We start from the raw sequence: 20,957 nt of genomic DNA on the forward strand, positions 1-20,957 counted from the left end.
AACCTAAATGCTTTTCTTCTCTTCGTAGATGCGTCGTCGCGAGCACCCGCCCCTCATCCGGCTGCCGCCACCTTCCTCGCTCCTCAAAACCGCGCACATCCCTGTGCGCTCCCCGCGTGCTCCCCGGAGGGGAGAAGGGACTCTGTAGCAAGCATTTCGTTGGCTTGAACTTTTACGGCATCTATATACCTAACCACCCGCGCCGCATCGCTTCTTTACAAGCATGCGGCGCATCATTCCCGCTTCGATGCCGGGAAGGCTTGCGACCGGAGGCCACGGGTCGGGTTTGCGGGCAGCGCCCTGTACCCGCGGCTCCGGCCGCAAACCTTCCCGGCATCGTTGTTTTTCGTTGGCGCTCAGACGAAGCGGTGGATGACTTCTTCCATGCGGTCGCACGATCGCGCCACATGTTTTTGCGGCGACGTTGCAATGCCCAGCAGCAGCCCTGACTTCGCCGCATCCGGTTGCGCATACCACGGCGACAGCGGTGCGGGAGCTAGGCCGAATGGCAGCATGGCCTTGATGATCGCCATATCCGGCGTGCCGTCCGGCAGGTGCAGCAGTACGGCGAGGCCTGCTGTCGATACTTCGAAATCGCGTTCGGCAAGACAGGCCAGCAAGGCGTTGCGTTGGGCGGAATAGAGGTTCTTCATGCGGCGCAGATGGCGCATGTAGTGGCCGTCGCGGATGAAATGCGCGGCCGCCAATTGCACGGCCGGCCACGGCGCCGGTGCGAGGCAGGCGGCCACTTCGGCGAACTGCGCGACCAGCGGGAGCGGGACGACGATAAAGCCCAGGCGCAGGGCAGGGCTGATGGTCTTGCTGAACGAACCGAGGTGAATGACGCGCTGGCCGTGATCCAGCGAGGCGAGTGCCGGTGCGGCGCGCGAGGCGAGCTGCAGTTCGCTCAGATAATCGTCTTCGATAATCCAGGCGCCTTGCCGTCCGGCCCAGTCGAGCAATTGCAGACGCCTGGCCAATGAAAGCGTGGGGCCGAGTGGTGCTTGTTGTCCGGGTGTCACCACCACCAGGGCCGCATCCGGCGCACGCTCGATGCCGGCGTCGACATTCAGCCCTTCGGCATCGACGGGCACCGGTGCGATCTGAAGCTTCGCCAGTTCCAGGCCGTGCCGGGTGAATGGAAAACCGGGGTTCTCCATCCAGACCTTTTTGCCGTCCAGCCCCAGCGCACGCAGCGTCAGGCCAAGGCCGCCGCTGAAACCGCTGGTGATGACGATCTGCGCCGGCAGGCAATGGATGCCGCGCGCAATGGCCAGGTAGGCGGCAATCTCGCGGCGCAGTTCCTGTTCGCCGCGCGGGTCGGGATAAACCACCGACGCATTGGATTCCGCCCGCAGCGCAAACGAACGCACGTTGGTGAACAGCTTGGCCGGCAGCGTTTCCTGCGCGGGCACGCCCATCTGGAAAATCGCCGGCCCCGCGGTGAGTTCCTCGTACATCTCCATGAAGGGGCCGGCGGAGGGCTGTTCGAGTTTTTTCGGCGGGCTGGACGGCCGGTCGGCGACGCGGGTGCCGCTGGTGCGCGAGGCTTCGATCAATTGCGCATCGGCAAGCCGCTCATAGGCCTGGCGCACCGTGCCCCTGGCAACACCCAGTTGCGTGGCCAGGTCGATCCACGACGGCAGGCGCGCGCCCGGGGCCAGCAGTCCGGCTTCGATCGCGGCAGCGATGGCGGCGCGGATCTGTTCGGCCAGCGGCGTCCGGGCGGACCGGTCCAGCGCTATCTGCAGGGGCTTGGCCATGGCGCCATGGTACACACGGAAAGTTGATTCTTGGTTCTGTGCGATGGCCCAGGGGCGGCTCACACTGCGCAGGTCCCGAGGAGACCCGCGGCCGAGAACCTCTCCGCCGCTATCGCAACGTTTTGCCGCGCTGGTTCTGGCCGGCGCCGATTATTCGACAACAACCCGAGGAACTGCAGATGAGCAACCGATTGGATTACAGCAAGGTCGCGCCGGGCGGCGTCAAAGCCCTGGGCGGTGTGTATGGCTATGTGACGCAGAGCAGCTTGCCGCCGGTGCTGGTCGACCTGGTTTATCTGCGCGTCTCGCAGATCAACAACTGCGCGTATTGCCTGGATATGCATACGCGGGATCTGCTGAAGAAGGGCGTGAAGGTGGAGAAGCTGGCCTTGCTGCAGGCCTGGCATGAAGCCGGCGAGCTGTTCGACGAGCGCGAGCGTGCGGCGCTGGCGTGGGCGGAGTCGGTGACGCGGGTGGCGGAAACCGGAGTGCCCGATACGGATTATGCGGCGGTGCGCAAGCTGTTCGATGAGCGGGAGCTGGTGGATCTCACTATCGCCATTGGCTTGATGAATACGTACAACCGGATGGCGATCAGTTTCCGCAATACGCCGCAGGCGGTGCTCGATCTGTAACAACTGGCGCTGGCGGCGTAGGTTGGGGTGAGCCGCAGGCGAACCCCAACCTACGCCAGATGGGTGCCAGGTCAGGGCTTGCCGCCCGCGCGGATAAGCTCCATCACCTCATAGCAAGCCCCCATGGTGTGGTAATCCACCTTGCCCGCCGGGCTCTTTTCATCGTCGTACTTGCGGTTGTCACGCGTGAGGATGCGGAACCACGCACCGTACTTGTGATCGACGAAGTGCTCCCACGAGTAAGCCCACAGCTTCTGATACCACTCGTCGTACTTCGCCTCGCCCGTGCGCGCATGCAACAGCGCCGCCGCGGCCAGCGATTCCGCCTGCACCCAGAAATACTTGTCGTCGTCGCACACGCTGCCATCCGGCGCGAAGCCGTAGGCGATGCCGCCGTATTCCTTGTCCCAGGCGCGATCCAGCGCGGTGTCGAACAGATGCTGCGCCGTCGGCACCAGCCACTTCTCCTCGCGGTTGCGCTCCAGCAGCAGCGGTTCGAGGATCAGCAGCAGCTTGGCCCATTCGGTCTGGTGGCCGGGCTGGAAACCCCAGGGGCGGAACAGGTGCTTGGGATTATCGAGGTTGTATTTCCAGTCGATATTCCAGTCGACGTCGTAGTGCTCCCACACCAGCCCTTCGGCCTTGGCGGCCTGGCGGCGGGTCATGTTGTCGGCCAGGGTGAGCGCGCGTTCGAGATAGCGCGGCTCGTCGCTGGCCTGGTAGGCGGCGAGCATCGCCTCGCACATATGCATGTTGGCGTTCTGGCCGCGGTAGCCGCTGAAGTTCCAGTGCTCGTCGGCCTCGTCGCGGTACAGGCCGAAGTCGGCGTCCCAGTAGCGCTTTTCCAGCAGCTCCCAGGTTTCGTCCATCCACGGGCGCACTTCGGTGAGGCCGGCCTTCAGCGCGGTGGAGTAGGCCAGCAGCACGAAGGCCACGCCGTAGGCGTGATAGGTGCGGTCTTCCGGCTTGCCGTCGCGGATGGTCCAGGCATAGCCGCCGCTGGCGGCGTCGCGATGCACTTCGCGCAGGTAGCGCAGGCCGTGGCGGGCGGCGTCGAGGTATTCGGCGCGCTTGTCGTCGAATTCGCGCGCGGCCATGGCGTAGGTGAAGACGAAGCGCGTGCTGCTCACCAGGTGGCGGTGGCTGCGGTCGTAGATGGTGCCGTCGTCTTTGTAGTAATGGAAAAAGCCGCCGGCGGGGTCGATCGCGTGCGGATGGTAGAAGGCCATGGTGTGCGCGATATGCGCGCGCAGAAAGGCTTCGCTGCCGAAATTCGGGGTGTTGACGGGGGAATTCATGCGTGGGCGTCCATGAAAGCGAGCACCTCGGCTTCGTCCGGCATGGCGGCGAACGAACCCAGGCGGGTAACGGTGAGGGCGCCGCAGGCGGCGGCGAAGCGCAGCATGGCGTGCAGGCGCGGCAGTTCGGCGACGAGATGGTCGAGCTGGCCGTCGCCTTTCTCCACCGTGGCCAGTCGATGCAGCAGGCCGCCGACGAAGGCGTCGCCCGCGGCGGTGCTGTCCACCGTGGGCACGGCGTAGACCGGCATTTCGCCCGAGGCGTCGGGATGGAACCAGCGCAAGGTGCGCGAGCCGTCGGTGATCACCAGCAGGCGCGCCCGGCCGGCCCACAGGCGTTCCAGCGCGGCTTCCTCGCCGGCGTCGCCGGCCAGCCAGTGGAATTCCTCGGCGCTCAGTTTCACCACGTCGGCCAGGTGCAGCGCGGGCCACAGTTCGTCGTGCGAGGCGCTCTGCTGCGGCCACAGCGCGGGGCGCAGGTTGAGATCGAAGCTCACCCACGCGCCGGCCGCATGCGCGCGGCGCATGCCTTCGCGGGTGGCTTCGGCCAGCGCGGCTTCGGTCATGCTGTTGGAGCAGACGTGGAACACGGCTGCGTCGCGGAAGCTTTCCTCGCGGAAATGTGCGGGACGGAACAGCAGGTCGGCCGAGGGCGGGCGGTAGAAGCTGAAGCTGCGCTCGCCGTGGCTGTCCAGCGCGACGAAGGCCAGCGCGGTGTTGGCCTCGCCGGTGCGCGCGACGCCGCCGGTATCGACGCCGGCGCGGTGCAGGCTGTCCAGCAGGAAGTCGCCGAACATGTCCTGGCCCAGCATGCCGGCGAAGGCGGCCGGGCCGCCCAGCCGCGCCACGGCCACGGCGACATTGGCGGGCGCGCCGCCGGCGAAAGGAATGAAGCTGCGCGGGAAACCCTGCGCGTCACGCCCCTCGGCGTGGAAGTCGATCAGTGCTTCGCCGAAGCACAGGATATTGCGTGCCATCGAATGGGGATCTCAGTGGGTGGCGGCGACTGGGGTGTCGCTCTTGATGCGCGAGCCGTAAAGGCCGTAGAAAACGATGTAGGCGTAGCACAGCAGCGGCAGGAAGAACGCGTGCTGCACGCCGATGCGGTCGGCGAACAGGCCCTGCACGTAAGGCACCAGCGCGCCGCCGACGATGGCCATGATCAGCAGGCTGGACGCCTTGCCGGTCAGCGGGCCCATGCGTTCGATGCCGAGCGAGAAGATGGTGGGAAACATGATCGAGTTGAACAGGCCGATCGACACCACGCTGTACATCGCGACCGGGCCCTTGGTCGACATGGTGGTCAGCACCAGCGCCATGTTGATCGCGGCGAAGATCGCCAGCAGCTTGCGCGGCGACAGCCTGGCCAGCAGCGCCGAGCCGATGAAGCGGCCGATCATGGCGCCCAGCCAGTAATAGGCCACCCAGTTCGCGGCGGCCTGTTCGCTCATGTTGCCGATGTCCGGCATCGACAGGTAATTGACCAGGAAGCTGCCGATCGCCACCTCGCCGCCTACGTAGAAGAAGATGCCCAGCACGCCGAACAGCACGTGCGGGTGGCGCAGCGCATCGATCAAGGTGTGATGGCCGGTGTCGGCCTGCTCGGTACTTTCTTTCAGCGTGGGCAGGCGGAACAGGTAGACGAAGATCGCCAGCAGGAACAGCACCACGGCCAGGCCCAGGTACGGGCCCTGCACGGTCTGCGCTTCCTGCGCGCGGTAGGCCAGCTGTTCGGCGGGCGAGAGCTTGCCGATCTGCTCGGCGCTCAGCACCGCGGCCGAGAGGATCAGCAGGCCGCCGAACTTCGGCGCCAGGAAGGTGCCGAGCGAATTGAGCGCCTGCGCCAGGGTGAGGCGGCTGGAACTGGTTTTCTCAGGACCGAGCAGGGCGACATACGCATTGGCGGCCACCTGCAGCACAGTGATGCCGGTGGCCAGCACGAACAGCGCGCCGAGAAAGGCGTCGTAGGAATGCATCGCCGCGGCGGGCCAGAAACCCGCCGCGCCGACGCCGGCGATAGCCAGGCCGGCGACGATGCCCTTCTTGTAGCCCAGGTGCGCGACCAGCCGGCCCGCCGGCAGCGACATCAGGAAATACGCCCCGAAGAAGGTGAACTGCACCAGCATCGCCTCGGCGTAATTGAGCTGGAACACCGCCTTCAGATGCGGAATCAGGATGTCGTTGAGGCAGGTAAGAAAGCCCCACATGAAGAAGATGCTGGTGAGCACCCCCATCGCCATCGGGTAATCGGTGTAGCGCTCCTTGGCCGCCCCGGGGAGCGCAGTGTTCGACGGGGCGGGTGGTGAGGCGAAAGCCATGGGTGGTTTCCTCGGAGTAGGAATCAGGTCGTGCGCGGTGCGCCGCTGCTTTCGCGCACCACCAGGGTCACCTGCGCGACCGTGGTGGTGGCATCGGCCTGCGGCTTGCGCAGGCGCGCGAGCAGGAGTTGCGCGGCCTGGCGGCCGCGGGCGCGCGGATCGGTGGCCAGCGTGGTGAGCGGCGGCATGCTGAAGGCCGCCTCGGCCACGTCGTCGAAGCCGGTGAGCGCGAAATCGCGGCCCGGCTGGATGCCGCGCTGATTGAGGCCGAGCATCAGGCCCAGCGCGACCGCGTCGTTGTAGCAGACCGCCGCGGTGGGCGCGGGCTTGGCGGCGAACAGGTCGGCGCAGGCGCGCGCGGCGTCCATGCGCGTCGGCAGCGTTTCCACGCGCCAGCGCGGCGCGATCGGCAGGCCGGCCGCGTTCATCGCTTCGACATAGCCGGCATGGCGCTGGCGGCACGAGCTGGAATCGCCATGGCCGCCGAAGAACGCGATGCGCTTGTGGCCTTGGGCGATCAGGTGTTCGGTGGCGAGCCTGGCGCCGCGCTGGTTGTCCAGCATCAGGCGGTCCCAGTGCGCGTACTCCGGCAGGTTGCCGCCGAGCTCGCGGTTGAACAGCAGCACCGGCGTCTGCGCGCCCACCGCGGCGAGCACGCGCTCGGCGGCGCTGCCTTCGGCGGGGGAGAGAATGATTCCACCCGGGCCATGTTCGATCAGCGAACTCAGCACCGCCTGCTCGCGCTCCACCGATTCGCCGGTGCTGCCGAGCAAGGTGACGAAGCCGGCCTGGCCGAGCGTTTCATCCACGCCCGCGGCGAATTCCGCGAAGAACGGATTGCCCAGTTCGTTGAGCACCAGCGCGATGCTCGACGAGGTGCGGCGGCGCAGATTGGCCGCGGCGCGGTTGTAGACGTAGCCCTGCTTGCGCAGTTCTTCTTCCACCCGCGCCCGGGTGTGTTTGTTCACCAGTGGACTGCCGCGCAGCACGAGGGACACAGTGGCGCGCGACACGCCGCAACCGGCGGCGATGTCGTTCAGGGTGATCTTGCGGCGGATCGAGGTCGAGCTTTCCATGGTTCTCGCGGCCATTAGAACGATCCAAAAGTAGTCGATTCCATAAGGATAGTGATCTCGCACTGCAGCATGCACCGGCCATCGGTGGGGTGTTAGCTTCCCCGGTTTGGAACGATCCAAACTTGCCGGCCAGGACGGTCGACCAAGCAGCAGGCACCTCGGTCGACCGGAATTGCGCCGCAAACCACGTCCTGGGGAGATGCCGATGGTCAAGTTTTCGTTTAAGCCGGGCTTCGCGCCGGCCCTGCTGGCACTGGCCTTGTCGCTGGCGGCGGAGGCCGGCCACGCCGCCGAGCCGGGCCACGCCGCGGACGTCGACCCGCGCATCGGCACCGGCGGCGACGGCCATACCTTCCCGGGGGCCACGGTGCCGTTCGGGATGATCCAGCTCTCGCCCGACACGGCCATGCCGGATTTCAAGCACGCCTATAAATGGGCCGCCGGCTACCAGTATGGGGACACCAGCCTGCTCGGCTTCTCCCATACGCATTTCTCCGGTTCCGGCCATTCGGACCTGGGCGATGTGCTGGTGATGCCGGTGGCCGGCGAGCCGAAGCTGGAACCGGGCGACCCGGCCCAGCCCGGCAGCGGCTACCGCTCTCGCTTCAGCCACGACAGCGAAAAGGTGGAGGCGGGCTATTACGCCGTCACCCTCAGCGACTACCAGGTGCGCGCCGAACTCACCGCCGGCCGCCGCGTGGGCTGGCACCGCTACACCTTTCCCGCCGGGCAGCCGGCGCATCTGCTGCTGGACCTGCGCCCGAGCATCTACGACTACGCAGGCAAGGTGCTGTGGTCGTCGCTGCGCGTGCATAAGGACGGCGCCGTCACCGGCTGCCGCCAGACCCGCGGCTGGGCGCCGGGCCGCGAGCTGTGCTTCGCCATGCGCTTCTCGCAGCCGCTGGCCGCGCGGCATCTGTACGACCGCGAGACCGACGTGGCCTACAAGGGCTTCAAGGGCCCGGGCCACCAGCCGGAAGACCAGGACGCGCAGCACGGCCGCGCCATCGTCGGTGTGTTCGACTTCGGCCAGCTCAAGCAGCCGCTGCAGGTGAAGGTGGCGATCTCGCCGGTAAGCGAGGCCAATGCGCTGGCCAACCTGGACACCGACGGCAAGGGCTGGGACTTCGACGCCCGCCGCGCCGAGGCGCGCAGCGCGTGGAACCAGGTGCTGGGCGTGGTCGACGTGGACGCGCCGAAGGAGCAGCGCACCAGCTTCTACACCTCGCTGTACCACGCCATGCTGTCGCCGACGCTGAGCATGGACGTCAACGGCGACTACCGCGGCCCGGACAACGCCGTGCACCGCGCGCAGGGTTTCGAGTTCCATTCCACCTGGTCGCTGTGGGACGTGTACCGCGCGCAGCAGCCGCTGATGGTGCTGTTGCAGCCGCAGCGCAGCGTGGACTTCGTGCAGTCGCTGATCGCCGCGCGCGAGGCCAGCCCGTTCGGCATCCTGCCGGTATGGGCGTACCAGGGCCTGGAGACGTGGTGCATGATCGGCTACCACGCGGTGCCGGTGATCGCCGACGCCTATGTGAAGGGCATCCGCGGCTTCGACGCCAAGGCCGGCCTGGACGCGATGGTGGCCAGCGCCACCTATGCGCCGTACGGGGGCCTGGGCGAATACATGCAGCGCGGCTACGTGCCGATCGACAAGGAGCCGGAAGGCGCCTCCAAGACGCTGGAATACGCCTACGACGACTGGACCATCGCGCAGATGGCCAAGGCCATGGGCCGCCAGGACGTGGCCGCGCAGTTCGCCAGGCGCGCGGGCAACTGGCGCAACGCCTACGACGCCAAGACCGGCTTCATGCGCGCGCGCAAGACCGACGGCCAGTTCCGCGAACCGTTCAATCCCGACGTGGCCGGCTACGGCAGCGACTACACCGAGGGCAATGCCTGGCAGTACAGCTGGTACGTGCCGCAGGACGTGGCCGGGCTGATCGCGGCGATGGGCGGCGACCAGGCCTTCGTGCGGAAGCTGGACAGCGTGTTCGACGCCAAGGTCGATCCCAGGCAGTTCGCCCACGTGGAAGACATCACCGGCCTGATCGGCTGGTACGCCCACGGCAATGAGCCCAGCCATCACCTGGCCTACCTGTACGACTACGCCGGCGCGCCGTGGCAGACCCAGCAGCGCCTGAAGCAGATCATGGACAGCCAGTACGCGCCGCGCCCGGACGGCCTGGCCGGCAACGACGACCTGGGCCAGATGTCGGCCTGGTACGTGTTCACCGCGCTGGGTTTCTATCCGGTCGCGCCCGGCAGCGACGAGTACGCGATCGGCCGTCCGTTCGTGCGCAAGGCCACGCTGCATCTGCATGGCGGCAAGACCTTCACGGTGTCCGCCGAGCCGCTGGACGACGCCCATCCTTACGTGGGTGAGGTGACCCTCAACGGCAAGCCGCTGGACCGCGTGTTCCTCCATCACGGCGAGATCCTGGCCGGCGGTGAGCTGCACTTCCGCATGCAGGCGCAGCCGGACCGTAGCTGGGGGCAGGCGGCTGCGGCGAGGCCGGCGGCGATGAGTGCTTACGGGAAGTAAAAGAAAAGAAACCTTCTCCCCTCCGGGGAGAAGGTGCCGGCAGGCGGATGAGGGGCCGGGGCTCGCCACAACGTATCAACGGGGCGAAGTAAAGAGTTTTTGAGCTTGTCGCGAACCTCCGCGCCACGCTCCGCCCGGCCCCTCACCCCGACCCTCTCTCCCACAGGGACTACCTTCGGGTCGCCCGGAGGGGAGAGGGAGTTAGCGTGAAGGGGAGAGGGAGCAAAGCCGCAGGCAAATCGCCGCGCCGTGACATCCCCGCTGGCAGGCATCAGATGATTCTGTAACCATCGGCGTATGCCGCACTCCCCGTGGAAACTTACGCCGGTCACCCGACCCCGGATGCGGGATCGCGTGGCGCTGCGCTGGCGCCTGGGCGGCCTGCTGTTCGCGGTGCTGGTGATCGTGGCGCTGCCTTACATGGTGACCCGCAGCGGCTCGCGCGACGCGCTGGACGCCAATGCCCGCGTCACCCATTCCTCGGAAGTGAAATCGCTGACCTACCGCATCGCCTACGTCACCCGCGACGGCGAGGCGGCGCTGTACCGGCTGCTGGACGGCGACGACAACCCGCAGGTGCGCGTGCGCGCCGGCCGGGCCAGCAAGGAGATTCCCGGCCTGCTCGCGCAGCTGCGCGACATGACCCGCGACAACGCCGACCAGCAGGCGCGCATCGGCGCGCTCGGCAGCATGGTCAGCGGCCGCCTGGCCCTGCTCGACCAGGCCATGCTGCGCTATCGCCAGGGCGACGTGCGCGCCGCCAACGATGCGCTGCGCGATTCCGGCACCCTGTTCAAGATGGACGACCTGATCGACGGCATCGTGCAGAGCGAGGACGACACCTTGCTCGCGCGGCGCAGCCAGGCGCGCGCCGCTTCGTCCAACAGCAGCCTGGCGCTGACCATCACCGCCAGCGCGCAGGTGCTGCTGCTGGCCATCGTGGTGATCGTGTCCGAGCGGCAGATCAGCCGGCGCCTGCAGGCGGAAGAACGCGAAGGCCAGGCGGTGCAGCGCTCGCAGCTGATCGTGCAGGCGGTGCGCGAGCCGATCGCGCTGCTGGACAGCAAGCTGTGCACCTTGCTGGTCAACGCTGCGTTCGGCGAGCTTTATGGCATTCCGCCGTCGAACCGGCATTCGCTGCCGCTGGTGGAGATCGGCGATGGCGCCTGGCGCGACAGCGCCTTGCAGCAGCGCCTCAACGACGTGCTGCTGCTGGACCGCGAGCTGTGGGACTACGAACTGCTCCAGCGCACCGTCGACGGCGTCGACCGCCACGTGGTGATCAACGCCCGCCGCCTGCAGCAGGACGACGGCGGCGAGCCGGTGCTGCTGCTCACGGTGAGCGACGTCACCGCGCGCGCCCTGGTCGAGCAGCAGGTGAAGGAACTGAACCGCCAGCTCGAAGGCAAGGTGGCTCAGGTTTCCGACGTGAACCGCGAGCTGGAAGCCTTCAGCTATTCGGTCTCGCACGACCTGCGCGCGCCGCTGCGCCATATCGCCGGCTTCGCCAGCAAGCTGGAACAGCATCTGGGCGAGGGCGCGGACGACAAGTCGCAGCACTATATCGACGTGATCAGCGACGCCGCCCGCCGCATGGCCCAGCTGATCGACGACCTGCTGGTGTTCTCGCGCCTGGGCCGCGGCGCGCTGCGGCTGCAGCCGGTGGACATGCAGTCGCTGGCGGAAGAGGCGCGCGTGCTGGCCGAATCCGAGGTGCACGGGCGGCGCATCCTGTGGTCGATCGCGCCGCTGCCGATCGTGATCGGCGACGAGAACATGCTGCGCACGGTGTGGCAGAACCTGCTCGGCAATGCGGTGAAGTACACCGGCAAGTGCGAGGTGGCGAATATCGGCGTGGAGATGCGCCGCGGCGACAACGGCGACTACGAGTTCGTGGTCAGCGACGACGGCGCCGGCTTCGACATGCAGTATTCCGGAAAATTGTTCGGCGTGTTCCAGCGTTTGCACCGCGCTTCGGAATTCCCCGGCAATGGCATCGGCCTGGCCAATGTGCGGCGCATCGTGCAGCGCCACGGCGGCAAGGTGTGGGCCGAGGGCAGCCCGGGCGAGGGCGCGCGTTTCCACTTCACCCTGCCGGCCTCCGACCTGGCCGACGCGTTCGCGCAGGAACGGCAATGAGCCTGGGTACGGTCACCCGCAACGCGCCGGCGCACGGTGTCCTGCGCAGCATCCTGCTGGCCGAGGACAGCCCCGCCGATGCCGAGCTGGCGCTGGAGGCGCTGCGCAGCGCGAATCTGGCCAATCCCATCGTGCACGTCGAGGACGGCGTGGACTGCCTGGATTACCTGCACGGCCGCGGCGCCTGGGCCGGACGCCCGCCGCTGGATCCGGCGGTGGTGCTGCTGGACATCAAGATGCCGCGCGTGGACGGCCTGGAAGTACTCACCGAGATGCGCGCGGACGAACGCCTGCGGCGCATCCCGGTGGTCGTGCTGTCGTCCTCGCGCGAAGAAAGCGACCTGGCCCGCAGCTGGGACCTGGGCGTGAATGCCTATGTGATCAAGCCGGTCGACGTCGACCAGTTTTTCGAAGCGGTGCGCACGCTCGGGCAGTTCTGGGCGGTGCTGAACCAGGCGCCGGATTGAAGGCGCCGCGCCGCGAAGGTATTGCTTACATGCCAGATAAACCGAACATTCCCCAGCCGCCGCCGTTTCCCCGCATCCGCGTGCTGCAGATCGAGGACAGCTTGCCCGACGCCGAGCTGGTGATCTCCGAACTCGAAGCCGACGCGATCGACTTCGAGGTGCGCCTGGTCGACGACGAGACCGGCTATCTGCGCGAGCTGGAGGACTTCAAGCCGCATATCGTGCTGTCGGACCTGAGCATGCCCGGCTTCTCCGGCGAGCGCGCGCTGGAACTGCTGCGCGAGCACGACCGCGACCTGCCTTTCATCTATGTCTCGGCCACCCTCGGCGAGGAAGCGGCGATCGCGGCGCTGCGCAACGGTGCCACCGATTACATCCTGAAGCAGAACCCCGCGCGCCTGGCCAGCGCCGTGCGCCGCGCCCTGCGCGAACACGAAGCGCAGAAGGCGCAGCGGCGCGCCGAGGCGGAGCTGATTCGCGCGCAGCGTTTCGAAAGCCTGGCCATGCTGGCCGGCGGCTTGAGCCACGACCTGCGCAACCTGCTGCAGCCACTGCTGCTGGCCGGCGAAAGCCTGCAGGATTACCAGGACGACCCGCGCCTCGCGCGCCTGGGCAAGCTGGTGCGCGATTGCGGACGGCGCGGCCTGGACATGGTGCAGTCGATGCTGTCGTTCGCCCGCGGCGCGCGCCGCGCCGAACAGGTGCGGGTGGGCGCGCTGCTGGATGCGCTCAACCTGCTGCTGCAGGGCAGCGTGCCGCGCAATGTCGCGCTGGAGCTGGCGGTGGACGATCCGGAGCTGAGCTTCTCGGGCAACCATACCGAGCTGCAGCAATGCCTGCTCAACCTCAGCCTCAACGCGATCCAGGCCATGCCCGGCGGCGGCGAGCTGCGCATCGAGGCGGGGCAGCAGCTGCTGGCGGCCGATTTCTTCCAGGAAGGCGAGAGCGCGGAAGAAGGCCGCTACCTGCGCCTGAGCGTGATCGACACCGGCTGCGGCATGGACGAGGCCACGCTGGCCCATCTGTACGAGCCGTTCTACACCACCAAGGAAGGCGGCACCGGCCTGGGGCTGCTCTCGTGCAAGCGCATCGTGGCCAGCCACGGCGGCGCGATGCGCGTGGAGAGTGCGCTGGGGCAGGGCACGGGGTTCCATCTCTACCTGCCGCTGGGCGCGCAGCTCGAAGAGATGCCCGAGGGCGAGGACGACGAGCATCTGCTGGGCAATGCCGAGCGCGTGCTGGTGGTGGTGGAGGAGGCGGCCCAGTTGTCGCTGCTGGTGGATACGCTGGATGCGTGGGGGTATCAGGCGCATGCCAGCCAGAGCGGTACGGCGGCGTTGCAGTGGATCGAGGCGCATGGGGTGCCGGATCTGGTGCTGATGGATGCCGATATGAATCTGTTTACCGGGGTGCGGACGCTGGCGGCGTTGATCGATCATGGGTATCGGCGGGCGGTGGTGTTGTTGACGCGGCCGGATGCGCCGCCGGATCTCGACGAGATGCCTGAGGTTGAGCGCCTCTATCTGGTGGATAAGCCGGTGGCTACTTTCAAGTTGTTGGGGACTTTGCGCGAGGCGCTGGATGGAGAGGGTTGAGGCGGGCCTCTCCTACCCGTCATCCCGGCGTAGGCCGGGATCCAGTAACGACCACGCCTGGTTTTTGCGGTGCCGCGGACTGGCCGCTTATGCAGCGGGCATTTCGGACGCCTGCCGGCGCCCGAGTCACTTTCTCTTTGCTGGCCCAAAGAGAAAGTAACCAAAGAGAGAATGGCCTAAGAGCAAAGGCTCGCGACGCGACTAGAAGGAGCGGTGGGCGTCTGCGGTAACTTGATTAACCTGGGTCTATACGAAACGACTGTGCGTTTACGTAGCGGCTGCTTCAACGTGCCGTGGCCGAGAGGACGTTCAAGAACTGAGGCCAGCTTTTGCTTTTCGTTCCTGCCTACCTCACGCCATCACCCCTCTCCCCTCCGGGGAGAGGGCAGGGTGAGGGGCCGGGCGGAGAGGGGAGGTGGGGTCAGTCGATCCCGAGCTTCTTGAGCTTGTAGCGCAATGCGCGGAACGTGATTCCCAATTTCTTGGCCGCCGCGGTCTTGTTGTACCGCGACTCTTCCAGCGCCTTGATGATCGCCGTGCGCTCGATGTTGCTGATGTAGTCGTCGAGGCCGCCGTCGGCGGTGGGCGATGGTGCAGGTTGGGTGGGGCCGGATGCGGGGGCGCCGGGTGGGGGCGGAACTGCTGTATCGGCTGCGCGTGCCGTGCGCTGGGGCAGCATCAGGTCGGCTACGTCGATTTCGTCGCCTTCGCACATGGCCATGGCGCGTTCGAGGATGTTTTCCAGCTCGCGCACGTTGCCGGGGAAGTCGTAGCCGTCCAGGGCCTGCTGCGCGGCGGGCAGCAGGCGGCCGGGGTTGCCGCCGCTCTTGATGGAGAGCTGGCGCAGGATGTAGCCGGCGAGGAGGGGGACGTCGCCGCGGCGTTCGCGCAGGGGCGGGACGCGCAGTTCGATCACGTTGATGCGGTAGAACAGGTCCTGGCGGAACTGGCCTTGCTCGACCAGGGCCGCGAGATTCTTGTGCGTGGCCGACAGGATGCGCACGTCGACGGGGATCTCCTCGCGCGCGCCGATCGGGCGCACGGCCTTTTCCTGGATCGCGCGCAGCAGCTTCACCTGCATGTGCAGCGGCAGTTCGGCCACTTCGTCAAGGAACAGGGTGCCGCCGTTGGCGGCCTGGAACAGGCCTTCCTTGTCGCTCACCGCGCCGGTGAAGCTGCCCTTGCGGTGGCCGAAGAATTCGCTCTCCATCAGCTCGGACGGAATCGCGCCGCAGTTCACCGGCACGAAGGGGCCGGCCGCGCGCGGGCCCTGCTCGTGGATCAGGCGGGCGACCAGTTCCTTGCCGACGCCGGATTCGCCGGCGATGTACACCGGCGCCTGGTTGCGCGCCAGCTTGCCGATGGTGGCGCGCACCTGCGCCATCGCGGGGGAGTCGCCGATCAGGCGGTCGCCGGCATTGGGCGCCTTGGCCGCGCCGCCGCCGGCACGCTTTTCCTCGGCCAGGCGCAGCGCGGTGCGCACCAGCTGGCGCAGCATCTGGATGTCGACCGGCTTGGACACGAAGTCGAAGGCGCCGGCCTTCAGCGCGCTCACCGCGGCGTCGACGTTGCCGTAGGCGGTGATCATCGCCACCGGCATGTCGGGGTGCTTGGCGGCGATCAGCTCGATCACCTCGTGGCCGGTGCCGTCGGGCAGGCGCATGTCGGTGAAGCAGAGGTCGTAGGTGCGCTCTTCCAGGGCGCGACGCGCGTCCGCCACCGTACCCACCGCATCGACCTGCAGGTCCATGCGACCCAGGGTGATGGTCAGCAGTTCGCGAATATCGCGCTCGTCGTCGATGACGAGGACGGTCTGTTGGCTCATGTCATCCAGCTGGCTTTCAGGTGCGGGCTAGGATACCCGCCCCCTCCCCGAGGGGCAAAGCCTGTCCGTCCGGCGCGTTTTCAGTGTCCCAGGTGCCGGTCGAAGAAACGCCAGATCACGCGGTAGGCATCCTTGGATTCCGGCATGTCGGGGTCGGAGAAGAACGAATGCCACATGCCGTCCCACACGTGCAGTTCCGCTTCCACGCCGGCCCGGTCCAGCAGCGTGTGGCTGTGGATCACCGCGCTCATGGCCATGTCGCGCGTGCCGGAAATCAGCAGGGTAGGCGGGAATTTCGCCAGCAGCGCGGGCGAGTTGGCCGGGAACACCAGCGGGTCGTCCGCGCTGGCGCCCTTGAAGTAGGGCAGGTCGCCGAGCTGCATCGATCGCGGGGGAATCGGCTTGCCGTTGAGCGGCGAGGCGATATAGCTCTCGTCGCCGCCCAGCGGGGTGACGCCGGCGCAGAACATGCCGATCGCGCCGGGCAGCGGCAGCTGGTCGTGGATCAGCCTGGCGGTGACCTCGCCGGTGAGGATGCCGCCGGCGGAGCAGCCGTAAATGCCTACGTTGGCCGGCTGGTAGTGCTTGAGCAGCTCGCGGTACACCGCCACCACGTCGTCGGTGGCGGCGGGAAAGACGTGCTCGGGGCCTTCGCGGTAATCCACCGTCACCACCTTCACGCGCCCCACGCCGGCGATGGGGATCGCCTCGACCAGGCCGCCGCTGTGCGCGCCCCACAGGAAGGCGCCGCCGTGCAGGTTGATCAGCACCCGCGCCTGGTTCGCCGGCGCCACGCCTTGCGCGGGCAGCACCACGTCCACCGCCACGTTGGCGATGCGCCCGGCGGCGATCTTCACCGGGTAGATCTGCTGCATGCGCGCAGCGCGGGCGCTGTTCATGCGGTCGTAGAACGCGCGGTTCTGCTCGATCGGCGCGGTCAGCGGCGGCGCCTTGTCGCCTTCGGCCAGCATGTTCGGGAAGAACGCGCGCGACTCGGGGGAGGCGAACACGGAATACGGCACGGTGGCATTGCCGATGAAGATGCTGGCGTCGGCTTTGTAGCCGGTGGCCGGCGACGCGGCCTGGGCGCTCGCGGGGTTGGCGCCGGACAGCAGCGCGGCGGCGACGCAGGCAAGCCGGAACGTGCGCATGGCGAAGGCTCCCCGCTTCATGGTGCGGTTCCGGTGGCGCGCTGCTTCTGCGCCGGCGCGTTCTTCTGCAGGATCTCCTGCAGCTTCAGATACACGCCGTTGGTCCAGCCGAAGCCGATCACGTTCTCGCTGTAGCCCGCGCTGACGCGCACGTCGGCATTGCCCTTGGCCATGTTGTATTTCTCGCGGATGGTGCCGTCGTCGGCGAGGCCGCGGTCCACCGTGGCGGTGAACTTGCCGGCGAGGCGGCGCGCGTCGTCGTGGAAGCCGTAGTCGTCCAGGCCCTTGATCGCCAGCCAGTTGGTCGGCGCCCAGCCGAACGGATCGTTCCACTGCACGCCGGCGGGCTGGTTGTCCATCGACAGTCCGCCGCGGCGCTCGAACACCGGCAGCTTGCCGCGCACGGCTTCGGCCTGCCGCGGTGAGGCAGCGCCGGCCCATAGCGGGTAGTAAGTGTTGAGATAGGGCGTGGGCGAGGGCTTGCCGGCGACGAAGTCGTAGTCGCGGTACATGCCGTCTTCCGCGCGCCACAGGTATTTATCCATGGCCTGCTTGCGCGTCGCGGCGGCGGCCGTCCAGCGTTCGGCGTCCTTGGTGTTGCCCAGGCGCTTGGCGAAGGCGGCCAGGTCCAGCTCGTAGCGATAGAGCAGGCTGTTGAGATCGACCGAGGCGTAGTGATGGGTGGAACCGCCGAACGGGCCGAAGTGGAAATTGGTGTCGTAGCCGGATTCGCGCATGGCGCGATCGCCGTGGTAGTAGTCGGCCGTGAGGCGGTAGCCGTCGTACCAGTTGCCCAGGCACACCTTCGAAGCGCGCACGTCGCAGCTTTCCCTGGCCAGCCGCGCGGCTTCGGCATCGTCCGGCCTCTGCGCACCCTTCAGCAGATAGCCCGGATCGTCCTTGGGATGCGCGCGCAGCCACTTGATCACCTTCACGTAGAAGTCGTCGCTGTTCTGCGCTTCCAGCACCGGGCCGTCGCCCAGGTCGTAATAGCGCGCCAGGCCGGTATCGCCGGCGCGGTGTTCCTCGCGCGTCCACACGTCGTGGTTGCGTACCGCCAGCGGGTAGGCGTTCGCCAGCCAGGTGTTGCGCTCGGCGTCGGAGGCGAAGGCGTCCGGGTCGTCCAGCACGGTGGCCATCATCGCGGTGAGGAAGGGCGGCTGCGAGCGGCTGAGGTAATAGGTGCGGTTGGCATTGAGCACCGCGCCGTAGTGCTCCACTTCGAACAGTGCGTTGTCCACCATGTCGCGCGCCAGCTTGCCGCGCTGGTCGGCAGCCAGGCCCAGCACGATGAAGTAGCTGTCCCAGCCGTACATCTCGTTGAAGAAGCCGCCGGGCACGACGTAGGGGTGCGGGAGGTAGAGCAGGCCTTGCGCGGGGAGCCTGGTGGCGTCGATGTCGCCCAGTTGCTGGATGACGCGCGGCAGCGGGTGGATGTCGACGCCGCAGCGTTTGCCGATGTCGGCGAGGGCGGGCGGGACCTTCATTTCCGCCGGGACGTAGAGCACGGGGTGGCCGACGATCTTGGGGTCGGTCAAGGCGTTGCACTGGTCCTGGGAGCGGGTGAGGGTGGTCCAGGCCTTGTCGATGTAGGTGCGGGTTTTGGCCGCGTCGGGCGTGGCTGCGTACGCAGTAGCTGTGGTGAAAATAGTTGCGAACAGCGCGACACGTAGCAGGTGGGGAGAGCGGGTCATGGGTGGGGTCCTCGCTTCGGGAATTGCTTGTCCTCAGTCCTCAAACTCGAACCCTTCTCCCTCCGGGAGAAGGTGGCGGCAGCCGGATGAGGGTTCGGGCGGAGCGGTGCACATCACCCCCGCGCTCCGGCCGTACCCTCACCCCAACCCCTCTCCCGGAGGGAGAGGGGCTTAAGCCGCGATCAATCGGGCCGTTCGATACGGGTGAGCTTCGCCTTCCCATCCGCACCATGCTCGATGCCGATGTCGAACACCTTCCCGCGGTAATGCACCCCCTGCAGCTTCACCGACTTCCACGCCGGCGGCAGCACCGGCGCGTAGGCCTCGCTCAGCCCGTTGTCGTCGATGCGCAATCCGCTCAAGCCATACACGAGGCTCTGCACGAAGCCCGCCGAGGTGGACAGAATGTACCCCGCGTTATTCGCCACGGTCTCCGTGCGCACATTGAACGGCGGTTTGAGAAACCCGGCCAGGTTGCGATGGATCCACTCGCCCGCCGTCTTGCCATCGCCCAGCTCGGCCGCACCCACCGCAAGCATCACCATCATCATCTCGTTCGGATCGTCGCCATGCACCTTCAGCTCGTGCAGCTGGAAGTCGAAGTTGTTGCGGCGGATCTGCGGCGTCATCGGCAGGTCGAGGTTGGGATACATCAGCCAGATCAGCGAGGAACCCATCCAGGTGATCTTGTCGTGCGGCACCGTGGCGTCGAAATCGAGATGGCGCTGGTTCTGCTGGTCGAACGGGATATACATCTTCGCGACGATCTCGCCCCACTTCGGGTCCGCCGTCTCGCCCACCTTCCTGGCCGCTTCCTGCGCGATGCGCAGTGCCTTGGCCGCGGCGGCATTGGTGAAGGAGTCGTTCGGCACGTCGTTATAAGCCTCGTCGGGCGAGGTGACGTGGTGGATCTCGTAGCGGTCGTGCGCCTTGTCGTAGGTGACGCGGCTGACCCAGAACTCGGCCACCTCGCGGATCACCGGCCAGCCGTACTGCTTCAGCCAAGCCTCGTCGCCGGTAGCCTGGTAGTACTGCCACTGGGCGATCGCCACGTCGGCGTTGACGTGGATCTCGCGGTACACGTCGTAGGCGAAATGCGGCGTGTAGTCCTTGCCGGTTTCCGGATCCGCTTCCCACGGATACATGGTGCCGCTCGCGCCGTACTGCTTGGCGCGTTCGCGCGCCGGCTGCATGGTGCGGTGGCGGAACATCACGATCGGCTTGGCGCGCTCCGGGTGCAGCAGCAGCAGCGCCGGGAACACCCAGGAATCGCTGTCCCAGAACGCATGGCCGGCATAGCCCGGGGTCAGCGCGCAGGCGCCCATCGGCCAGGCGGTGCCGACGGTGGAATTGGCCAAGAGGTAATAGAGGTCGGAATGCACGGCCTTCTGCACGGCCGGATCGCCGTCGACCACGATGTCCGACTTCCACAGCTCATGCCATGCGGCCTTGTGCGCGGCCAGCAGCTGGTCGAAGCCGGTGGCGCGCGCCTGCTTGGCCAGCACCAGCGTGGCCTTCGCATCGCCGCCCCAGCCCTGGCGCGACAAGGCGGCATACTTGGTGAAGGCGTAGGTGCGGCCCTTCTGCACGCGCGCGGTGACGTTGAGCGAGAGGCGGAACGGCGTCTTCTCCAGCTTCACGTCTTCCACGTTCAAACCGGCGGGCAGGCTGACGGCAATCGCTTCGGCCATCTCCAGGCCCTGCTCGGCGCGGCCGTCCAGCCACAGCGTGAGGTCCTTGCTGTCGCCGTCGCTGGCGCCGATGCGCGTCACGCCGTGGTACCACACGGCGGCGCGGTCCGGCGTGGGCACCGGCTTGTTGTTGAGGTTCTGGCCGCTGGCGATCACCGACTCGATCATCTGGTCGCCGGTGAGCTTGCCGATGGGAAAGCGCGGCTGGTGCTCGGACCACAGGCGGATGGGAAAAGTCAGCTGCACGCTGCCGTCGAACTGCGGCGTGATCGTCAGCCGCGTCGCGGCGACGTGGCTGGCATCCTGGCTGACGAACGTCGTGACCTTCACGTCGGTAGACTTGTTCGCATAGACGAAGCGGTAGCTGGTGGCGAGCGTGGCGTCGCGCATGTCCAGCGTCTGTGCGTAGCCGGTGAAGATTTCCTTGCCCAGGCGGGTGGAATTGAGCCAGCCGCCGCCGGGGTTGTAGTCGATCTCGCTCCAGCCCGGTATCGCGGCGGGGCGCGCGATATCGTCCCGGGCGTAGTCCATGAAGGCGACCATATAGCCCATCGCGGGCTCGGTGCCGCGGGCGGTGGTCATGCTGGAGAAATAGCCGTTGGCGAGGTAGCCGGGGAAGTAGCTGTCGAAGTCGGCCGAGGTGCCGGTGAGCACGAAGCTCGGGTCGCTGTTCGCGTCCTGCGCCAGGGCGGGGCCGGCGGCGGCGAGCATGAGCAGGGCGGCAAGGCCCAGGCGGCGACAGCGTATTGGCATGGCT

Annotated in this window: 14 protein-coding genes; 5 read left to right on the top strand and 9 right to left on the bottom strand. The window is 67.3% G+C overall.

The features are described from left to right. Nucleotides 1-356: 356 nt before the first annotated feature. Nucleotides 357-1,763, bottom strand: coding sequence for a PLP-dependent aminotransferase family protein (locus FHW85_RS09525; protein WP_168648089.1), 1,407 nt, complete (start codon nucleotides 1,761-1,763; stop codon nucleotides 357-359). Nucleotides 1,764-1,942: 179 nt separating this feature from the next. Between FHW85_RS09525 and FHW85_RS09530 the strand changes: the two genes are divergently transcribed. Beyond that, nucleotides 1,943-2,398, top strand: coding sequence for a carboxymuconolactone decarboxylase family protein (locus tag FHW85_RS09530; RefSeq protein ID WP_168648090.1), 456 nt, complete (start codon nucleotides 1,943-1,945; stop codon nucleotides 2,396-2,398). A 71-nt stretch (nucleotides 2,399-2,469) separates the two neighbouring features. On the opposite strand, the gene FHW85_RS09535 is transcribed toward FHW85_RS09530, so the two are convergent. The 4 genes from FHW85_RS09535 to FHW85_RS09550 all read right to left on the bottom strand — a co-directional run bounded on the left by FHW85_RS09535 (nucleotide 2,470) and on the right by FHW85_RS09550 (nucleotide 7,090). After that, a complete protein-coding gene (locus tag FHW85_RS09535) occupies nucleotides 2,470-3,696 on the bottom strand; it encodes an AGE family epimerase/isomerase (RefSeq protein ID WP_167252434.1) in 1,227 nt (408 codons plus the stop codon). Then, nucleotides 3,693-4,673 carry a carbohydrate kinase gene (locus FHW85_RS09540; RefSeq protein WP_167252433.1) on the bottom strand — a complete coding sequence of 327 codons (981 nt, stop codon included), beginning with the start codon at nucleotides 4,671-4,673 and terminating at the stop codon, nucleotides 3,693-3,695. The genes FHW85_RS09535 and FHW85_RS09540 overlap by 4 nt, the downstream gene beginning before the upstream one ends. Nucleotides 4,674-4,685: 12 nt before the next feature. Continuing rightward, on the bottom strand, nucleotides 4,686-5,936 hold the full coding sequence (fucP, locus tag FHW85_RS09545; protein ID WP_246866718.1) for an L-fucose:H+ symporter permease: 1,251 nt from the start codon (nucleotides 5,934-5,936) through the stop codon (nucleotides 4,686-4,688). 101 nt (nucleotides 5,937-6,037) lie between these two features. Further along, entirely contained in the window at nucleotides 6,038-7,090 is a 1,053-nt protein-coding gene (locus tag FHW85_RS09550) for a LacI family DNA-binding transcriptional regulator (RefSeq protein ID WP_167252431.1), read from the bottom strand. Between the two features lie 205 nt (nucleotides 7,091-7,295). Between FHW85_RS09550 and FHW85_RS09555 the strand changes: the two genes are divergently transcribed. The 4 genes from FHW85_RS09555 to FHW85_RS09570 all read left to right on the top strand — a co-directional run bounded on the left by FHW85_RS09555 (nucleotide 7,296) and on the right by FHW85_RS09570 (nucleotide 13,839). Then, entirely contained in the window at nucleotides 7,296-9,638 is a 2,343-nt protein-coding gene (locus tag FHW85_RS09555) for a GH92 family glycosyl hydrolase (protein WP_210427745.1), read from the top strand. A 342-nt stretch (nucleotides 9,639-9,980) separates the two neighbouring features. Next, the gene (locus tag FHW85_RS09560; RefSeq protein ID WP_167252429.1) at nucleotides 9,981-11,777 is read left to right on the top strand and encodes an ATP-binding protein; all 1,797 of its coding nucleotides are present in this window, start codon (nucleotides 9,981-9,983) and stop codon (nucleotides 11,775-11,777) included. Further along, entirely contained in the window at nucleotides 11,774-12,244 is a 471-nt protein-coding gene (locus FHW85_RS09565) for a response regulator (RefSeq protein WP_167252428.1), read from the top strand. Before FHW85_RS09560 ends, FHW85_RS09565 begins: the two co-directional genes overlap by 4 nt. Nucleotides 12,245-12,273: 29 nt before the next feature. Then, complete coding sequence (locus FHW85_RS09570) at nucleotides 12,274-13,839, top strand: response regulator (protein ID WP_168648093.1); 1,566 nt, start codon at nucleotides 12,274-12,276, stop codon at nucleotides 13,837-13,839. Nucleotides 13,840-14,260: 421 nt separating this feature from the next. On the opposite strand, the gene FHW85_RS09575 is transcribed toward FHW85_RS09570, so the two are convergent. The 4 genes from FHW85_RS09575 to FHW85_RS09590 form a co-directional block, all read right to left on the bottom strand. After that, nucleotides 14,261-15,664 (bottom strand): sigma-54 dependent transcriptional regulator, encoded by a 1,404-nt coding sequence (locus tag FHW85_RS09575; protein ID WP_167252426.1) that lies wholly within the window; start codon nucleotides 15,662-15,664, stop codon nucleotides 14,261-14,263. A gap of 80 nt (nucleotides 15,665-15,744) precedes the next feature. Continuing rightward, nucleotides 15,745-16,836 (bottom strand): alpha/beta hydrolase fold domain-containing protein, encoded by a 1,092-nt coding sequence (locus FHW85_RS09580; RefSeq protein ID WP_246866712.1) that lies wholly within the window; start codon nucleotides 16,834-16,836, stop codon nucleotides 15,745-15,747. Continuing rightward, the gene (locus tag FHW85_RS09585) at nucleotides 16,833-18,509 is read right to left on the bottom strand and encodes a trehalase family glycosidase (protein ID WP_168648094.1); all 1,677 of its coding nucleotides are present in this window, start codon (nucleotides 18,507-18,509) and stop codon (nucleotides 16,833-16,835) included. The genes FHW85_RS09580 and FHW85_RS09585 overlap by 4 nt, the downstream gene beginning before the upstream one ends. Before the next feature lie 182 nt (nucleotides 18,510-18,691). Further along, nucleotides 18,692-20,953 carry a glycoside hydrolase family 65 protein gene (locus tag FHW85_RS09590; protein ID WP_168648095.1) on the bottom strand — a complete coding sequence of 754 codons (2,262 nt, stop codon included), beginning with the start codon at nucleotides 20,951-20,953 and terminating at the stop codon, nucleotides 18,692-18,694. Nucleotides 20,954-20,957 lie beyond the last annotated feature (4 nt).

This window comes from Dyella sp. SG609 (assembly GCF_012275375.1).
In the GTDB taxonomy this organism is placed as follows: domain Bacteria; phylum Pseudomonadota; class Gammaproteobacteria; order Xanthomonadales; family Rhodanobacteraceae; genus Dyella_D; species Dyella_D marensis.